Below are 15,083 nucleotides of genomic sequence, written 5' to 3'. Positions count from 1 at the left end.
GTCACGCGTTGGGCGCGGCGGCGGTGCCCGCTCCGCGTTCCCGCAGTGCCGGAGCGGTGTGCGCGGCCCGCTGCTGCTCGCCCGCGCCGAGCACCTCGAAGCCGGCGTCGGCGATCATCTCCAGGTCGGCCTTCGCCGCCTGGCCCTCGCTGGTCAGGTAGTCGCCGAGGAACAGCGAGTTCACCACGTGCAGCGCGAGCGGCTGCAGCGACCGCAGGTGCATCTCGCGGCCGCCGGCCATCCGGACTTCCGTTGCCGGGCAAGCGAACCGGGCGAGCGCGAGGATGCGCAGCGCGCGCAACGGGCTCAGCTCCCACGTGCCGGCGAGCGGCGTGCCCTCGAACGGCATCAGGAAGTTGACCGGGATCGAATCGCTGCCGAGGTCGCGCAGCGCGAAGATCGCGTCGATCAGCTCGTCGTCGGTCTCGCCCATGCCGACGATCAGGCCGGAGCACGCGGAAAGCCCGGCGGACTTGGCCTTTTCGACCGTGTCGACGCGGTCGTCGTACCCGTGCGTCGTGCAGATCTCGGAGTACCGGGACTCGCTCGTGTTCAGGTTGTGGTTGTACGCGTCGACCCCGGCCTCGCGCAGCTTCTCGGCCTGGCCGTCCTTGAGCAGCCCGAGGCAGGCGCACACCTCCACGTCGGAATGCGCGGACTTCACCGCCTCGACCGCCTGGGCGACCCGGTCGACGTCGCGGTCGCTCGGCCCGCGCCCGCTCGCGACCAGGCACACCCGCGACGCGCCGCCCTGGATGCCCGCGCCGGCCTGGCGCGCCGTTTCCTCGGCGGACAGCCACGAGTACTTGAGGATCTGCGCGGACGACCCGAGCCGCTGCGAGCAGTACCCGCAGTCCTCGGGGCACAGGCCCGATTTCAGGTTGACGAGGTAGTTGACCTTGACCTTGTTGCCGAAGTGCGCGCGTCGCAGCCGCCCCGCGGCCGCGACCAGGCCGAGCACGTCCTCGTCCGGCGCTTCCAGCACCGCGCGGGCGTCAGTTCGGTCGAGTACGCCGCCGGCCAGCTGCCGGTCGGCCAGGTCGTCGAAGGTTTTGAACACCTATCAAATCCTAGGCGGCCGATCGGCCGGAAGCAAGCGGCAGGCAGAATGGGAGGGGTGAAGGTGACGCGAGACCAGATCGTCGACCGGGCGTACGAGCTGCTGCGGGAAGCGGGGCTGAGCAGCTTGTCGATGCGGCGGGTGGCGCTCGACCTGGGGGTCCAGCCGGGCGCGCTGTACTACCACGTCGCCAACAAACAGGAGCTGCTCGCTGTCGTCGCCGCGCGGATCCTGAAGGGGCTGCCCGGGGTGGCCAAGGATCCGCGCGAGGCGGCCGAAGAATTCCGCTCGGCGCTGCTGCAGGTCCGCGACGGCGCCGAGGTGGTGTCGTTCGTGCAGGCGTACCGGCCGGATCTGCTGGTGCCCACGCACGCGCTGCGCGAGCTGTTCACCGGGAAATTCGACGAGCGGCGCGCGGAATGGGCCGCGCGGACGGTCGTCCACTATGTACTCGGGTTCGTCGCGGAGGAACAGAACCACGCCGAACTGGTGCGGGCCGGGATCGTCGAGGAGGACCCGGCGCACAGCGGGGATTCGGACGAGGCGTTCGGATTCGGCATCGACGCGATCCTCAATGGACTGTCGTGAGCGCTGGTTCTCGCCGGTGGCGGGACCGGTGCCAGGTCGCCATTTACCTCGGCGCGCTGGCCGTAGGCGCACTGGTCGGCTGGCTGGCCCCGGCTGCCGGGCCGGGGCTGGAACCGGCCATCAACCCGGTGCTCGCGGCACTGCTGTACGTCACGTTCCTGCAGGTGCCCGCCGCCGAACTTGGCCGCTCCCTTCGCGACGGCCGGTTTCTCGGCGCCGCACTGGCGGTGAACTTCGTCGTCGTGCCGTTGGTCGTCGCGGCGATGTCCGTCTTTTTCCCTGCCGGGCAAGCGTTGCGGCTGGGGATGCTGCTCGTGCTGCTGGCCCCGTGCGTGGACTACGTGCTCGTCTTCAACGGTCTGGCTGGAGGCAGCAGCCGCCGTCTGCTCGCCGCGACCCCGGTGTTGCTGCTCGCGCAAATGCTTCTGCTGCCCGGATTCCTGTTCCTCTTCCTCGGCGCGGATTTGGCGCGCGTGGCGCGGGCCGGACCGTTTCTCGAAGCGTTTCTCACGCTGATCGTGCTCCCGCTGGCACTGGCCTGGCTCACCCAAGCCTGGGCGGCCCGTAGCCCGGCCGGACGCCGGTTCGCCGACGCGGCCGGGACCGCGATGGTTCCGCTGATGGCCGCGACGCTGGCGACGGTGGCCGCGTCGCAAACCCCGAAACTGCACGGCGAACTCGGCCCGGTCGCGTCGGTGGTGCCGTTTTACGTGGTTTTCCTGGCGGTGATGGCGTTCGCGGGCCTCGGCGTCGCGCGGGTGTCCCGTTTGGACGTTCCGGCCGGACGCGCGATCGTTTTCACCGGGGCGACGCGGAACTCGCTCGTGGTGCTCCCGCTGGCATTGGCGTTGCCGGACGAATTCGCGGTCGCGCCGGTCGTGGTGGTGACGCAGACGTTGGTGGAAGTGCTCGGGATGGTGTGTTACGTCCGCTTAGTGCCGCGATTGCTGCCGTAGCCGGGGATAAAGCCGCGCCGGTTCGCCGCGGTCGAGTTGTGCGCGCAGGCGGGCGGCTCCGTCCGGGAGGAACGGGGAGAGTTCGGTTGCCAGTACCCGGCAAGTGCCGAGGACGGTGCCGAGCACCTCGTCGAGATCGTTGCCGCTCAACGTCCACGGCCGGGTCTGCTCGACGTACCGGTTGGCGTCCGAGATCGCCTCGACCACAGCGCCAGTGGCGGCGCGGAAGTCGAAATCGGCGAGTGCCGCGTCGATCCTCCCGGCGAGCGGGCGAACTGTCCTCAGTGGAGGCCCAGGGACGCTCCGGCGGGCGAGGCTGAGCACGCGGTGCACGAGATTGCCGAGACCGTTGGCGAGTTCGTCGTCGGCGCGGGCGATCAGCCGGGCTTCGGTGAAGTCGGTGTCGCCGAGCGGGGCGACTTCGCGCAGCAGCCACCAGCGGACCGGGTCGGTGCCGTAGCGGTCGATCAGGTCGGCCGGGCGGACGGTGTTGCCCGCGGTCTTGGAGATCTTCGCGCCGTCGAGGGTGAGATAGTCGTGCACGAAAATGGTGTCCGGCAGCCGTTCGCCCGTCGAGAGTAGCAGTGCGGGCCAGTAGACGGCGTGGAACCGCAGGATGCCTTTGCCGATCACGTGCACCCGCTCGTCCGCTTCGGTCCAGCGGACCGGATCGGCGGTGAGGTAGTTGGCAAGCGCGTCCCACCAGACGTAGATCACCTGTTCCGGATCGCCGGGCACCGGGATGCCCCACCCGTCCGAGCGCGCGGCGGGCCGGGAGACGCTGAGGTCGGACAACCCCGAGCGCACGAATCCCAGCACCTCGCGGAGCCGGGCCGCGGGCTCGATCCGGATGCGGCCGGATTCCAGCAGACCCAGGATTTCGCTGGTATAGCGGGAAAGCCGGAAGAACCAGTTCCGCTCGGTGACCACCTCGGGCGGGGTTTCGTGTTCCAGGCAGCGTTCGCCGTCCGCGTAGAACTGTTCGCAGCCCGGGCAGTAGCGGCCGGTGTAGTCGCGCAGGTGGAAGTCGCCGCGCCGGGCGCTGGCCCGCCACAGCCGCCGGACGCCTTCGAGATGGCGGCGATCGGTGCTGGTGCGGATGAAATCGTCGACGGCGAGCCCGAGCGGTTCCCGCAGCGCGGCGAATCGCGCGGCACCGCGGTCCACGAACTCCTGCACGGGAACGCCCGCCGCTTTTGCCGCGGTGACGTTCTTAAGGGCGTTCTCGTCCGTGCTGTGTTTGATTGCGCCGGCTCCGCCGACGCGGGCGGGATCGCCTTTAAGTCGGCGTCTGGAGGAGCAGCGCACCCGGCCCGGGGGGCCGTGCGCACTGCTCCTCCAGACGCCGACGCGATCCCGCGTTCGGGTTGGGTCAGTGCGCGACGGCGGCCCCCCGGTGGGTGAAGCCTCGAGGCCACTGGTTTTCCCGTCAGCGTCCGGTGGCGCCGTCGATCAGCTCGCGCAAGATGTCAGCGTGCCCGGCGTGCCGTCCGGTTTCCTCGATCAGGTGCGTCAGCGCCCAGCGGACGCTCGGCCCGTCGCGGCCCGGCAGCGGGGCGGCGAGATCCGGGCAGGCGTCGAGGACTTCGTTGGCGAGCTTGACCGTCTCCCGGTAGCGGGCGACCACGTCGGCCACGCTGTCCTCGGTGCGGAACGTCGACTGCCAGTTCGCCACGGGCTCGCCGAGGAACAACGACCGTTCCACGAACGTCAGGTGGTTGAGCAGTCCGGCGAGATTCGTGCCGGACGGCACCGCGGCGGCGTGGGCTTCCGGGTCCGGCGCACCGTCGGTCTTGGCGGCGACCGAAGTGCGGAGGTAGTCGAGGAAGCCGCGCAGGACTTCGGTTTCGCTGCTTCCGGTGCGGGGCGGCGGGGTGTCGCGACGGCGGGCCACAGTGGTCTCCTTCGGGGTTCAGGCGGCGCGGCGGATCAGCAGGACGTGGTCGACGACCTCGGCGGTCTGGCCGCCGGGGCCGGTCGCCATCCGGGTGGGGGAGCCGGTGCGTTCGACGGTCCATCCCGTCGGGTCGAGGGCGAGGTCCGCGGCGATCTCCGCCGGGCTGGGGAAATGCGGGTCCGGATCCTGGATCCACGACCACGGCGCGATCGAACCGTGGTCCACGACCAGCAGCCGGCCGCCCGCACGCAGGGCATGCGCGGCTGTGCGCAGGACCGTCGTCCGGTCCAGTTCGAAGGGGGTCTGCAGGTAGTGCGCCGTGATCAGGTCGAATTCGCCGGCCGGGAAGCTGACCCGCAGGTCGTGCCGCACGGCGGTGATCCGCGTGCCGGAAAGCCGGTTGACCGCTACGGCCGAGACGTCGGTGGCGGTCACGGTCCAGCCGCGCCCGGCGAGCCAGCGCGCGTCGCCGCCGTTGCCACAACCCAGGTCGAGCGCGGTGCCGGGCGGAAGGCCGGAGACGGCCTCTACCAGGCGGATGTTCGGCTGCGGGTCGCCGGGCGGCCGGGCGGCGTGCACTTCGTCCCAGAACAGGGTCGCGTCGGTGGTCATCGGCGGGCTCCTCGGGTCGGGTCCGTCCAGCGTCGCCGGAACCGGGCCGGGAGTGCACGCGATCTTGCCGGAACGGCAATTCCCGCCTGGTGGATTCGCCGGGAGGGCGGGTTCGATGTGGACCGGCCCGCGGCAACCGCGACGCGGCGGCGCCTCGCGGCGTTCCCGCCCGCGCACTTCCCGGAACGCGGCTGGGATCCAGGAGTTCGTCGGGGCTTAAGCGAAAATGCCCGGCCCGGACGCCCGCTCGTCACCCGGAACCGCAGCGGGGCGGGGTTTCCCGCGACCACGCGCAGGGCTGCCGGGTCCCGCCCAGCAGGAGCAGGACGTCCGGGCTCACGCCCGCGCGCACCCGGGAGGCCAGTTCGGGCGACGTCGTCCCGAGTGCCGAGTAGACCGCGCGGACCAGGCATCTCGCCGCGCGCGGGGAACGCCTGGTGCGCAACGAGATCTCGATCAGAAGGGCCTCGCGGTCGCACGTCCGGCCGCGGCTCGGCGCGACGATGCCCAGCCGGGATTGCTCGGCCAGAGGGAGACATCGCAGCAGGCTGTCGACGACGCAGTCGATCGCGAGCCGGTTCAGTTCCGTGCGAGGCAGGCGAGGCCCGGGCAGAATTTCCTTCCGCACCACCATGGGACCATCAACTCCTGGCCGCAGAGTAGCCGATCCTCCGCGCCGCGTGACGTTCCTGTTCCGTGCGACGGAAAACGATCCGCCGGGAATCCATTGTGGACGGTTCAGCCGGGCGACCCGGACAAAACGGCGAGCCGGTCGAGGGATTCGCGAATCCGGGCGGGCACGGCGTCGCGGGGCTCGCCGTCCGGGACCGACAGGTGCAGCGTCGCGCGGCTCGTGCCCGCCGCGCCGGGCGCCAGCTGCAGCCAGCCGCCGCTCCATTCGAGCCGGAGCCGGTCGCGGCGCCCGGAGAGGGGCGCGGCGACCGGCATCCATTCGTCCAGGTGCGCGGCATCGGCGGCGACGGCGTAGACGTGCTCGGCGGGCGCGGGCATCCTCCGCTGCGCTTCGAACTCGCTCATGGCCCAGGCTGCCCGTTCCGCGGCGGCGCGAAACCCGCGAGTCCACAGTGGACGCTCACGGACGGTAGCCGGTCCGGGCGCTGGTTCACACCACCTCGCGCAGGAGGGCGTCGAGGTCGGCGGGCGTGCCCAGGGTGCGGAGCTCGGGCGGGGCCAGGCAGCCGATCCGGTGGTCGTCGTCGCGCACCGCGGCGGCGAACTCGGCGACGCGGGACGCCGGCGGCGCGACCGTGGGCCCGCCCAGGTAGCGGATGACGATGAGGTCCTCGCCGGAATGCGTTTCCACGGCGGCGGCCCAGCCGCGGATCTCGTCCCACAGCAGGGCGACGTCGCGGCCGGGGTAGGCGGGGAGGTGGCCGTCGAGGGCGACGTAGGCCGACACCGGGGTGTCGTGGTCGACGGTGCAGGACTCGAGGCCGATGCCCAGTGCGCCGGTGACGTCGGCGAGGTAGTTCCACAGGCGCATCAGCGCGGGGTGCGACGGGCCGGTCTGGGCGGTGTGCAACGGCAAGGACACGGGGACAACGCCTTTCTCGCGCGAAGGACTGACACGGGACAGGGGTGGCCTGCTCCGCGTCACGGGCCGCATCCGGCGGCGCGGCGGGGGTTTCCGGCTAGTGGCCGGAACGCGCCCTTGCGGGCGGTCCGCACCTGATTCCCGGTGAAGGGGCGCGGGAAACCTGAGGAACGCGGCGAATCGGCCCGCGGGATCGGCAGGTCATCCGGATTCACCTCCGCCGCTCGACAGGGGACGCTCTTTTCTTCTAGCATGTCATCGAAACGATGACAACTGCCAAGTCGTCGAGAGGATGACGCGATGGCGGAAGTAGACCCCGGCCTGCTGGTCCAAGGCGTCCGCGAGGCGGTGCTGGCCGCCCGGAACGGCGGAGTGTCGGCCGACCGTTCGCTGGCCGCGCTGTCCGCGCTGCGGGAGGTGCGCGAGCAGCTCGGCGCCTGGGAACCGGAACTGATCGCGGCCGCGCGCGCCGCGGGCGCGAGCTGGGCGGCGCTGGCCCCGGCGCTGGGCGTGGCGAGCAGGCAGGCGGCGGAACGCCGGTACCTGCGGCTGCGGCCGTCGGCGACCGGGGAGACGACCGGCGAAGCCCGAGTCGACGCCGAACGCGACCGCCGCGCGGGAGACCGCGCGGTCGCCGACTGGGCCCGCCGCAACGCGGCGGTGCTGCGCCGGCTGGCCGCGGAGGCGAGCGCGGCGCCCGGCCTGGACCCCGCGGGACAGGAAAGCGCCGACCGGCTCGGCGTGGCGCTGGGAGAGGACGATGTCACGAACCTGCTGCCGCCCCTGGCGGACGTGCGCGCGCACCTCGAACCCCGGCACGCGGCCCTGGCGAACCGGGTCGGGGAGATCGGCGAGCACACCGACCGCCTCCGCCAGAACGCGGCCGGGCAGCGGCGGAGCCGGACGCGGTGAGCTGGGCCGGGGTGGTCGTGGGCGGGGTGTTGCGGCGGGGCGGTTGCGCCGGTTGGCCGAGCGAGGGTGTGGTCGGGCGGCGGAGCGAGGCGTGGTGGACCGGGCCGGGTTGGTCGCGGGCTGGGTTGTTGTGGTGGGGCGGTTGCGCCGATTGGCCGAGCGAAGGTGGTCGGGCGGCGGAGCGACGCGCGGTGAGCCGGGCGGGGCTGTTCGGGACTGGGCACGTTGTGACGCGGCGGTCGCGCCGGAGGTTCACGCGAGGGCGTGGTCGGGCTGCGGGCCCGGGCTCGCTGAACGGGACGAGGGCCCCGGTGGAGGAGGTCTGCGCGTGGCGGGAAGGTTGCGCCGATTGACCGAGCGAGGGTGCGGTCGGACGGCGGAGCGTGGCGTGGTGAGCCGGGCAGGGTTGTTCGAGAGCGGGGGCGTTGCGGCGCGGGAGCCTGCGTGCGGTCGGGCGTCGGCGCGACCAGCCGCGTCCCGAAAAGGGATTCTCGCCGGCGGCAAGCGGGTGCGAGAACCCCGCACCACCGCCACCCGGAGACCGCCCGCGCCGAGCCGACCCCGACGGCGTGCGGACGAATCGACCCCCGCCCGAAGACCGCCCCCACTGAGCCGAAGCTCTCACCCCGGGCGCCCCGCGCTGCCGATGCCCCGGCGATCCGAGATCATTTCCCGCGGCGGCGTTCGTGCGAGCCGCCGGTGTAAGGCATGCTATTCGCGGTTGAACAGCCAGCCGCGTACTTTTCCTGCCCGGACGCAGGCGTTCCGGGCTTCCTGAGGAGGGAAAGAGCGATGAGTGAGCTGACCGACCCGGTGCTCGACCCGCCGGGTTCGCTGTCGATCGAACGGGCCGACCGCGCGCCCGCGGCGGTGCTGGCCCTGAACGGGGATCTGGACCTCGGGACCGCCCCGAAATTGACGGCCGCGGTCGCCGAAACCGTTTCCGGGAAGCCCCCGGTGCTGGTGCTGGACCTGACGGGGGTCGACTTCCTCGCCTCGGCGGGGCTGACCGTGCTGCTGGCCGCGTGCCGGGAGGCGCCGGAGGGGACGCAGGTGCGGATCGTCGCGTCCGGGCGCGCGACCCTGCGGCCCATCCAGCTCACCGGGCTGGAGCCGAGCCTCCCGCTGTACCGCACGCTCGAAGAGGCGCTGGCCGCGGAGTGATCAGTGCGTTTCCGCCCCCGCAGTGCGCTGGAGCACCACGAGCGCGACGTCGTCCTGCGGGGGCCGGGAGCCCACCATCGCGGCCATGATCCGGGCGCAGGCCCGTTCCGGGTCCTCCGGCCCGACCAGCGCGGCGAGCTGCGCCATGCCGGCGTCGACGAGCCGGTCGCGGCGCTCGACGAGGCCGTCGGTGTAGAAGGCGGCGACCGCTCCCGGCGGCAGTTCCACCGTGGTGGTGCGCCGCTGCACGGTGGATCCGACGGTCAGGCCGACCGGCGGGTCCGGCGGGGCCTGCACGAGTTCGGCCGGTCTGCCCGGCGAGGCCACCACCGGCGGCAGGTGCCCGGCGAGCGACAGCACCATGCTCTCGTGCCCGGGCCGGAGCACGCCGTACGCGACCGTCGCCATCACGCCGTGCTCGAAGTGGTTCGCTTTCCGGTCGAGTTTGGCGAGCACGACGGCGGGATCGTCGCAGTCGAGCGCATACGCGCGCAGCGCGCTGCGGAGCCGTCCCATGATGACCGCGGCTTCGAGACCGTGCCCGGAGACGTCGCCCATCACGATGCCGGTCTGGTCGCCGGGCAGCCGGAAGACGTCGTACCAGTCGCCGCCGAGCCCGGCCTCCGCGCCCGGCACGTAGCGGGCGGCCAGCCGCAGGCCGTCGATGACGGGCAGGACGCCCGGCAGCAGGCTGCGCTGCAACGCGATGGTCGCGGCCTGGTTCTGATGCATGATCTCCGCCTGCAGCACGGCGGCCAGCCGGTCGGCGAGCAGCCGCAGGGTTTCGACGTCGGTGGTGGTGAACCGGCGTTCCCGCACGGTTCCGATGTGCAGCACGCCGACCAGTTCGGTGCCGGCCAGCATCGGCACGCCGAGCATGGTGTGCAGGCCGCGTTCCGACAGCAGCGTGTTGAGCACCGTCGTCGGGTCGATCTGGTCGATCACGACCGGCTCCCGGCGCGCCGCGACGGCCCCGGCGAATCCCGCGCCGACCGGCACCTGGACGCCCTGGTAGACCTCCTCCTCGAGCCCCGCGGCGGCGATGGCCACGAGGCGCTGCCAGCGCGAGTCGTGCCGCAGCACGGTGGCGGTGTCGACGTCGAGGACGGTGCAGGCCCGGGCGAGAATCTTCGCGAGGTTGTCGCCGAGGTCGGCGTTGCTCGCCCCGGCGCCGAGGATTTCGGCGAGACGGGTGCGAGATTCGGGCTCCGGCGCGTGAGGCGGCATGCAGCGACAGTAACCGAACCGCCGCCGCGGTCCAGAGACGCGCGGCAAGAGGTGTGAAGTCGGCCCGGTCCGGGTACGCCCGTTTGGGCATCGGCGAAGTCGAGCACGAGAAAGGGACTTCCCCACGTGAGGTCAAGCGGCTGCGGCGAGGGGCGGGCGAGCGCGGCGGCGTTTTCCGGCACGAACTGTTTCCGGCACCCCGGCGCGCGGTCCGCGGCCGAGGGGCCTGGTCGTCCTGGGCGGCGGAAGGGGGACCGGCGGTGACCGGCCCGGATTCCGCGGCGGGCGACGAGCCGTGGGTGCTGGACCTGCGCGGCACCGGAGTAGCGGCGCTGCCCCGGGTGCGCGCCTGGGCGGGCAAATCGCTGGGGCACCTGTCGCCGGACCACCTCGCGGACGTCCTGATGGTGATCGAAGAACTCGCCTCGAACGCCTACGAGCACACCTCGGGCCCGAGCTGCGCGCGGCTGACCGTGCTCTCCCGGCCGTGCGTCGTGGTGATCGAGGTGGAGGACCCCGAACCCGGCCGCCCGCGGGTCCGTCCGCCGGACTTCGAGCGGGCGCGCGGCCGCGGGATGCTGCTCGTCGACCGGCTCGCCGACGGCTGGGGAGTGCACGAGCATCCCGGCGGCAAGACAGTCTGGGCCCGGCTCGGCTGCGGGGCCCCGGAGCGGGAGGCCTGCGAGCCGTCCCGCTGAGCGCGCGGGTCACCGGCCCTGTTGCGGGTCGGAGTCGTCGTGCTCGTCGCCGGAAGTGCCCTGTTCACCTCGGATCGTCTCGCGTTCTTCTTCCGGGGTGTCGCCGTAGACGTCGTCGGATTCGCGGGGTTCGGTCATGGTCTCGCTCCTTCCGTTGCTTCTTCGGGTACCCGGTGGCGGCGCCGGCTACCCGGTTGTCCGCTGTGGCTCGGGGTACCCCTCGCGCGAGCGGAAGGAGGCTCGGAATGGCCGAAGGGGACATTCACACGTGCCGCGAGGGCGGGCTGTGGAAGAACCGGATCGAGGGCATCCGCCGGGTGGCGAACACCGCGGCGCGCCGGACGGACGCGGTTTCGGTCGGGCGGGAGATGGCGCAGGCGCGCGGGGTCGGGCACTTCGTCCACGGAGAGCCCCGGTCCAATAGCGACGGGGAGATCGTCGAGCAAAGTTCCTACCGGAGCGCGGCTCGCGTCCGCTGACGGGCCGTTTTCCGGGCGGTGCGGCGAAAATCGCGGTTTGCGCGCACCGGACGGGGGTATCCGGGCGGACCGACCGAGATGGAGGACCGCCATGACGATGTCCGTGCGCACCGCATCGGAGGCCCGGCCGCTGGGCAGAGTATTCCGGCTGCCCGGGGTCTACCGCCCGCAAGAGGACACTGCCCTGCTTTCGAGCGTCTTGGCCGCGGACGCGCGCATCGGCTGCGGAATGCGCTGCGCGGACCTGGGCACCGGCAGCGGTGCGCTCGCGATGGCGTTGGCCCGCACGGGCGCCACGGTCGTCGCGGCGGACATTTCGATGCGGGCGCTGGCTTCCGCGTGGATGAACACCGTGCTGCGGGCACTGCCGATCGGCCTGATCCGGGGCGGCCTCCAGGAAACCGTCGAAGCCGGACCCTACGACGTCGTGGTCGCGAACCCTCCGTACGTGCCGTCCCCGACGCCGACGGTCCGCTCGACGCGCGCGTGGGACGCCGGCCCGGACGGCCGCGCGATGCTGGATCCGTTGTGCGCGGCCGCTCCTTCGCTGCTGACTCCCGACGGCGCGCTCTACCTCGTGCAGTCGACGATGTCCGATGTGGACAAGACCCGCTACGCGCTGGCCGCGGGCGGGCTGCGCAGCGAGGTGCTCGCCCGGGCGGAAATCCCGTTCGGGCCGGTGGTCTCCGGACGGCTGGACTACCTGGTCGAACGCGGTTTCCTGCGGCCGGGCGACCGCACCGAGGAACTGGTGGTGCTCCGTGCGGCGCGATGAACGCCGGGTCCGGGTGGTGCCCGGCGGGCCGGTGCTGGTCGAGGGGCCGGTGGAAGTGTCCACTCCGGACGGACAGACGGTGCGGTCGGACCGGTTCGTCGTCGCGGTGTGCGCCTGCCGCCGGAGCAAGAGGTTTCCGTGGTGCGACACGAGCCATCGGAAGCGGGTCCGCGGCTGAACGGGGCCGGCCTGGTCGCGGGGGCGCCGCGACCAGGCCGTTTCGCGGCGGTCAGGGCAGCGGCCGGCGCAGCGACGACCGCCCCTCCTGCCAGCACCCGAGCAGATGCTGGTCCAGCTGCGCCTCCAGGAATCCGGTGGCCTGGACGCCGAACACGACGTCCGCCGCCAGTTCCGGTTCCGCGGCCAGCAGCCCGCCCACGACCTCGTGCCGCATCACCTGCTCGTGCACCGCGTCGGCCTCGATGTGCTCGGTGTAGAAGAACCGGCAGGCCTCGGGCGCGCCGAGGCGGCGCAGAATCCGGTCCATCCGCTGCGCGCCCGGCGCGGTGGTGATCTCCGCGGCGGCGAAGTGCCCGACCAGCGCCCCGCGCGACGCCCGGTGCAGGCCGAACATCGACATCATGTTGACCAGCGCGAGCATCGGCCCGGGAACGTGCTCCAGCAGCGCCAGGTACCCGTCGGGCAGGCCGGCCGCCGCGAGCAGGTCCGCGAACAGCTTGGCGTGCACCCGGTCGGCGTGCCCGCCGCCGAACTCGTCGAACTCCACCGCCACCAGCCCGGCCTTCGCCGGACCGGACAGCCGCGGGATGACCCACGCGTGCGGATCGGCTTCCTTGAGGTGGTAGACCGAGCGGTGCGCGAACAGTTCCCGCACGTGCCACCATTCGCCCTCGGCCAGCAGGAACCCGACCGCTCCGTCGGCGTCGTGTTCGGTCAGCAGCGCGTCGAACTCGGCGTCCACTTCGGAGCCGCCGGGGACCGCTTCGCGCAGTGCGGAGCGGAACGCTTTTTCCAGCTCTGCCCGGATTTTCAGCAGCCCGGTGTCCCACTCGCGGTCCGCGTCGACGCCCGGCAGGCCGCGGTAGTGCAGTTCGTAGCAGAGGTGCAGGGCGAGGTGGAGGTCGTCGCCGAACGGGTCGGCGTCGCGGAGGTCGACCGCGGTCTGCTGGCCTGGCTCGCGCAGGAGGTCCAGCAACGCCGCGGAGACCGGTCCGCGCGCGGTCGGCAAAGCGGTGAGGGAGGTCGTCATTGCCCCCGGGTACCCGCCTGGAGCGCCCTCACGCGTGGAACGGTGCGCGCGGCGAGCATCGCGACCACTCCGTCCGGCCCGGCTTTCCGCTGGGCGGCCGAGCCGGTGCCGTCCCGAAGCGCGGCTTGGAGGAGGCGGTGGGCGAGTTCGTGCTCTCCAGCCGCGCGAAGGGCGGGTTCGGTGTAGCGGAGCAGTTCGGCGAGAGCGTCGGCAGCGGGCAGCGGTCTCGCCCGCACCGGATCGACGAGAGTGCCGGTGAGGCCGTGCCGGGTCGCTGCCCACACCGCCGCCGAGCCGAGCTGCGGGTCGATCGCGGGGGCTTCGATGCCCTTGTCGAGGTCAGCCAGCGCGGTGGCGACGAGGGCCCGCGACAGGATCGCCTGGAGGAGCGCGCCCTCGACGGTCAGCGGCACGTCGGCGACCCGCAGTTCCACCGTCGGCCAGCGCGGCGAAGGCCAGGCAAGCCAGAACGTCTGCTCGCGATCCACCAGCGCTCCGCACTCGACCAGCGAATCGACGAGACGCAGGTGCTCGGCGTGCGAACTCGCGTGCGGGGTGAGCCCGGAGCCGGGGAAACGCGTCTGCAGCGCCATTCTCCAGCTGTGTAGCCCGGTGTCGCGGCCCCGGTCGAAAGGGGAGTTGGCCGACAGGGCGAGCAACGCCGGGAGCCAGCGCGCGAGGTGATTCACGACCGCGACCGCGGTGTCCGCGTCCGGCACTCCGACGTGCACGTGGCAGCCGCAAGCTTCGTAATCGGCGGCGAGATCGCCGTAGTGCGCGTCGATTCGCGCGTACCGGTCCGGCGGTACCGGCTCGCCGGAACAGCGCAGGGCGCCGACCGGGCTTCCGGTCGCGAGGAGCACGCAACCGGCCTCCGCCGCGGCGCGGGACAGCGCCAGCCGGCCGCGGCGCAACTGGTCTTCCAGCTGTGCCGCGGTCGTGCAGACGCCGGTGGCGTGCTCTACCTGGGTGGCGCGCAGTTCCCGGTGCACGGCCGCGCCGTCGGCGAGCCGCCCGACGTTGCCGAGGACCTCGTCCGCGACCGGCATCGGGCGGCCGTCTTCCGGCGCGGCCAGCAGGAACTCTTCCTCGACCCCGAATGTCGGCATGTCCATCGGCACCTCCCCGGGGTACCCACGCCGAGGGAAGGCAATCCGCAGCGGTCCTTTCCGGACCCTCGTCGCCGTGCTGCCGCGTCTGGGTTCAGCTGTGGAACCGGGTGGTCTCGTGCAGCGGCGCCCGCCCGACGGCGAACCGGTTGACCGGCGCGGCTTGATCCGCGTAACCGAAGGAGATGCCGAACAGCAGCTTGCCGCGGTCGAGGCCGAGCGTTTCCCGCACTGTGTCCGCGTAGAAGCTCAGCAATCCCTGCGGGCAGCTGGAAACTCCGTGCGCCTGCATGGCCAGCAGCAACGTCTGGCCGTACATCCCGACGTCCGCGGCGAGCCGGGCCTCGGCGGTGTCCGGGGCGAACAGCAGCGCTACGTGCGGGGCTCCGTAGAAGCGCAGGCTTTCGGCGTCGTAAGCGGCGCGTGCTTCGTGGTCGTCGAACCCGATCCGCAGCGCCCCGTACAACGCGCCGCCCGCCGCGGCCCGGCGCTCCTGGTGCACGGCTTCGTAAATGGCTTCGCTGTACGGGAAATCGACCGAGCGGCGGCCTTCCTGGTGTGCGGCGACCAGCGCGTCGGCGAGTTCGTCCCGCTTGGCTCCGCTGACCACCTCGACCTGCCACGGCTGCGCGTTGGAATTGGACGGCGCCGCGGCGGCGAGGCCGAAGATCTCGCGGAGGGTGCGGTCCGGAACGGGGTCGGGCCGGAACGACCGGGTCGCGCGCCGCCCGCGGATCAGGGTCGCGGCGGCGTCGGCGAGTTCGGGCATCGGGGCACTCCTTAGGTAAACGTGAACGTATACTTAAGTACGGTAGCAGGCTCCGGCGGCTTAAGTAAACGT

At 72.3% G+C, this 15,083-nt stretch carries 20 protein-coding genes; 8 read left to right on the top strand and 12 right to left on the bottom strand.

Going from position 1 to position 15,083, the window contains the following annotated elements:
- Position 1 precedes the first annotated feature (1 nt).
- A complete protein-coding gene (bioB, locus tag F9C11_RS32340; RefSeq protein WP_409181145.1) occupies positions 2-1,060 on the bottom strand; it encodes a biotin synthase BioB in 1,059 nt (352 codons plus the stop codon).
- A gap of 48 nt (positions 1,061-1,108) precedes the next feature.
- Between bioB and F9C11_RS32335 the strand changes: the two genes are divergently transcribed.
- Positions 1,109-1,648: a TetR family transcriptional regulator gene (locus F9C11_RS32335; RefSeq protein ID WP_409181144.1), complete on the top strand. Its 540-nt coding sequence runs from the start codon at positions 1,109-1,111 to the stop codon at positions 1,646-1,648.
- On the top strand, positions 1,645-2,604 hold the full coding sequence (locus F9C11_RS32330) for a bile acid:sodium symporter (RefSeq protein ID WP_409181143.1): 960 nt from the start codon (positions 1,645-1,647) through the stop codon (positions 2,602-2,604). The genes F9C11_RS32335 and F9C11_RS32330 overlap by 4 nt, the downstream gene beginning before the upstream one ends.
- Here F9C11_RS32330 and F9C11_RS32325 read toward each other — a convergent pair.
- The 6 genes from F9C11_RS32325 to F9C11_RS32300 all read right to left on the bottom strand — a co-directional run bounded on the left by F9C11_RS32325 (position 2,581) and on the right by F9C11_RS32300 (position 6,617).
- Positions 2,581-3,912, bottom strand: a complete 1,332-nt coding sequence (locus F9C11_RS32325; protein WP_409181142.1) for a methionine--tRNA ligase — start codon at positions 3,910-3,912, stop codon at positions 2,581-2,583. The two genes, F9C11_RS32330 and F9C11_RS32325, sit on opposite strands and share 24 nt — an antisense overlap.
- 121 nt (positions 3,913-4,033) lie before the next feature.
- Complete coding sequence (locus tag F9C11_RS32320) at positions 4,034-4,498, bottom strand: DinB family protein (protein ID WP_409181141.1); 465 nt, start codon at positions 4,496-4,498, stop codon at positions 4,034-4,036.
- Positions 4,499-4,516: 18 nt separating this feature from the next.
- Positions 4,517-5,113: a class I SAM-dependent methyltransferase gene (locus tag F9C11_RS32315; RefSeq protein WP_409181140.1), complete on the bottom strand. Its 597-nt coding sequence runs from the start codon at positions 5,111-5,113 to the stop codon at positions 4,517-4,519.
- A gap of 250 nt (positions 5,114-5,363) precedes the next feature.
- Positions 5,364-5,747 (bottom strand): DUF2267 domain-containing protein, encoded by a 384-nt coding sequence (locus F9C11_RS32310; protein ID WP_409181139.1) that lies wholly within the window; start codon positions 5,745-5,747, stop codon positions 5,364-5,366.
- 104 nt (positions 5,748-5,851) lie between these two features.
- Positions 5,852-6,151: a hypothetical protein gene (locus tag F9C11_RS32305; protein ID WP_409181138.1), complete on the bottom strand. Its 300-nt coding sequence runs from the start codon at positions 6,149-6,151 to the stop codon at positions 5,852-5,854.
- Between the two features lie 85 nt (positions 6,152-6,236).
- Complete coding sequence (locus F9C11_RS32300; protein ID WP_409187020.1) at positions 6,237-6,617, bottom strand: DUF6292 family protein; 381 nt, start codon at positions 6,615-6,617, stop codon at positions 6,237-6,239.
- 351 nt (positions 6,618-6,968) lie between these two features.
- Here F9C11_RS32300 and F9C11_RS32295 point away from each other — a divergent pair, with 351 nt between their 5' ends.
- The gene (locus F9C11_RS32295) at positions 6,969-7,580 is read left to right on the top strand and encodes an HSP18 transcriptional regulator (protein WP_409181137.1); all 612 of its coding nucleotides are present in this window, start codon (positions 6,969-6,971) and stop codon (positions 7,578-7,580) included.
- Positions 7,581-8,372: 792 nt separating this feature from the next.
- Positions 8,373-8,744 carry an STAS domain-containing protein gene (locus F9C11_RS32290; RefSeq protein ID WP_409181136.1) on the top strand — a complete coding sequence of 124 codons (372 nt, stop codon included), beginning with the start codon at positions 8,373-8,375 and terminating at the stop codon, positions 8,742-8,744.
- On the opposite strand, the gene F9C11_RS32285 is transcribed toward F9C11_RS32290, so the two are convergent.
- The gene (locus F9C11_RS32285) at positions 8,745-9,971 is read right to left on the bottom strand and encodes a PP2C family protein-serine/threonine phosphatase (RefSeq protein ID WP_409181135.1); all 1,227 of its coding nucleotides are present in this window, start codon (positions 9,969-9,971) and stop codon (positions 8,745-8,747) included.
- Between the two features lie 260 nt (positions 9,972-10,231).
- On the opposite strand from F9C11_RS32285, the gene F9C11_RS32280 reads away from it, so the two are divergent.
- Entirely contained in the window at positions 10,232-10,669 is a 438-nt protein-coding gene (locus tag F9C11_RS32280; protein ID WP_409181134.1) for an ATP-binding protein, read from the top strand.
- 9 nt (positions 10,670-10,678) lie between these two features.
- Here the strand turns inward: F9C11_RS32280 and F9C11_RS32275 are convergent, their stop codons facing one another.
- Positions 10,679-10,807, bottom strand: coding sequence for a hypothetical protein (locus F9C11_RS32275; RefSeq protein ID WP_268744698.1), 129 nt, complete (start codon positions 10,805-10,807; stop codon positions 10,679-10,681).
- A 107-nt stretch (positions 10,808-10,914) separates the two neighbouring features.
- Here F9C11_RS32275 and F9C11_RS32270 point away from each other — a divergent pair, with 107 nt between their 5' ends.
- The 3 genes from F9C11_RS32270 (at position 10,915) to F9C11_RS32260 (ending at position 12,101) form a co-directional block, all read left to right on the top strand.
- Positions 10,915-11,148, top strand: a complete 234-nt coding sequence (locus F9C11_RS32270; protein WP_409181133.1) for a DUF2188 domain-containing protein — start codon at positions 10,915-10,917, stop codon at positions 11,146-11,148.
- A gap of 91 nt (positions 11,149-11,239) precedes the next feature.
- Positions 11,240-11,923, top strand: a complete 684-nt coding sequence (locus tag F9C11_RS32265) for a methyltransferase (RefSeq protein WP_409181132.1) — start codon at positions 11,240-11,242, stop codon at positions 11,921-11,923.
- Positions 11,910-12,101 (top strand): CDGSH iron-sulfur domain-containing protein, encoded by a 192-nt coding sequence (locus F9C11_RS32260; protein WP_409181131.1) that lies wholly within the window; start codon positions 11,910-11,912, stop codon positions 12,099-12,101. The genes F9C11_RS32265 and F9C11_RS32260 overlap by 14 nt, the downstream gene beginning before the upstream one ends.
- 51 nt (positions 12,102-12,152) lie before the next feature.
- Here the strand turns inward: F9C11_RS32260 and F9C11_RS32255 are convergent, their stop codons facing one another.
- The 3 genes from F9C11_RS32255 to F9C11_RS32245 form a co-directional block, all read right to left on the bottom strand.
- Positions 12,153-13,133 carry an iron-containing redox enzyme family protein gene (locus F9C11_RS32255; RefSeq protein WP_409181130.1) on the bottom strand — a complete coding sequence of 327 codons (981 nt, stop codon included), beginning with the start codon at positions 13,131-13,133 and terminating at the stop codon, positions 12,153-12,155.
- Entirely contained in the window at positions 13,130-14,248 is a 1,119-nt protein-coding gene (locus F9C11_RS32250; protein WP_409181129.1) for a glutamate--cysteine ligase, read from the bottom strand. The genes F9C11_RS32255 and F9C11_RS32250 overlap by 4 nt, the downstream gene beginning before the upstream one ends.
- 88 nt (positions 14,249-14,336) lie before the next feature.
- Positions 14,337-15,011: a nitroreductase gene (locus F9C11_RS32245; protein WP_409181128.1), complete on the bottom strand. Its 675-nt coding sequence runs from the start codon at positions 15,009-15,011 to the stop codon at positions 14,337-14,339.
- Between the last annotated feature and the right edge of the window lie 72 nt (positions 15,012-15,083).

Origin of the sequence: Amycolatopsis sp. VS8301801F10 (assembly GCF_046195355.1) — a bacterium.
GTDB lineage: Bacteria > Actinomycetota > Actinomycetes > Mycobacteriales > Pseudonocardiaceae > Amycolatopsis.
The sequence above is the reverse complement of the archived record's forward strand: the minus strand, read 5'-3'. Positions and strand labels throughout refer to the sequence as shown.

Coding starts and splice junctions, on each gene's coding strand:
- F9C11_RS32295 (WP_409181137.1), top strand. CDS start 6,969: ATGGCGGAAGTAGACCCCGGCCTGCTGGTCCAAGGCGTCCGCGAGGCG.
- F9C11_RS32270 (WP_409181133.1), top strand. CDS start 10,915: ATGGCCGAAGGGGACATTCACACGTGCCGCGAGGGCGGGCTGTGGAAG.
- F9C11_RS32290 (WP_409181136.1), top strand. CDS start 8,373: ATGAGTGAGCTGACCGACCCGGTGCTCGACCCGCCGGGTTCGCTGTCG.
- F9C11_RS32250 (WP_409181129.1), bottom strand. CDS start 14,248: ATGGACATGCCGACATTCGGGGTCGAGGAAGAGTTCCTGCTGGCCGCG.
- F9C11_RS32285 (WP_409181135.1), bottom strand. CDS start 9,971: ATGCCGCCTCACGCGCCGGAGCCCGAATCTCGCACCCGTCTCGCCGAA.
- F9C11_RS32310 (WP_409181139.1), bottom strand. CDS start 5,747: ATGGTGGTGCGGAAGGAAATTCTGCCCGGGCCTCGCCTGCCTCGCACG.
- F9C11_RS32275 (WP_268744698.1), bottom strand. CDS start 10,807: ATGACCGAACCCCGCGAATCCGACGACGTCTACGGCGACACCCCGGAA.
- F9C11_RS32315 (WP_409181140.1), bottom strand. CDS start 5,113: ATGACCACCGACGCGACCCTGTTCTGGGACGAAGTGCACGCCGCCCGG.
- F9C11_RS32335 (WP_409181144.1), top strand. CDS start 1,109: ATGGGAGGGGTGAAGGTGACGCGAGACCAGATCGTCGACCGGGCGTAC.
- F9C11_RS32255 (WP_409181130.1), bottom strand. CDS start 13,133: ATGACGACCTCCCTCACCGCTTTGCCGACCGCGCGCGGACCGGTCTCC.
- F9C11_RS32305 (WP_409181138.1), bottom strand. CDS start 6,151: ATGAGCGAGTTCGAAGCGCAGCGGAGGATGCCCGCGCCCGCCGAGCAC.
- F9C11_RS32245 (WP_409181128.1), bottom strand. CDS start 15,011: ATGCCCGAACTCGCCGACGCCGCCGCGACCCTGATCCGCGGGCGGCGC.
- F9C11_RS32300 (WP_409187020.1), bottom strand. CDS start 6,617: ATGCGCCTGTGGAACTACCTCGCCGACGTCACCGGCGCACTGGGCATC.
- F9C11_RS32265 (WP_409181132.1), top strand. CDS start 11,240: ATGACGATGTCCGTGCGCACCGCATCGGAGGCCCGGCCGCTGGGCAGA.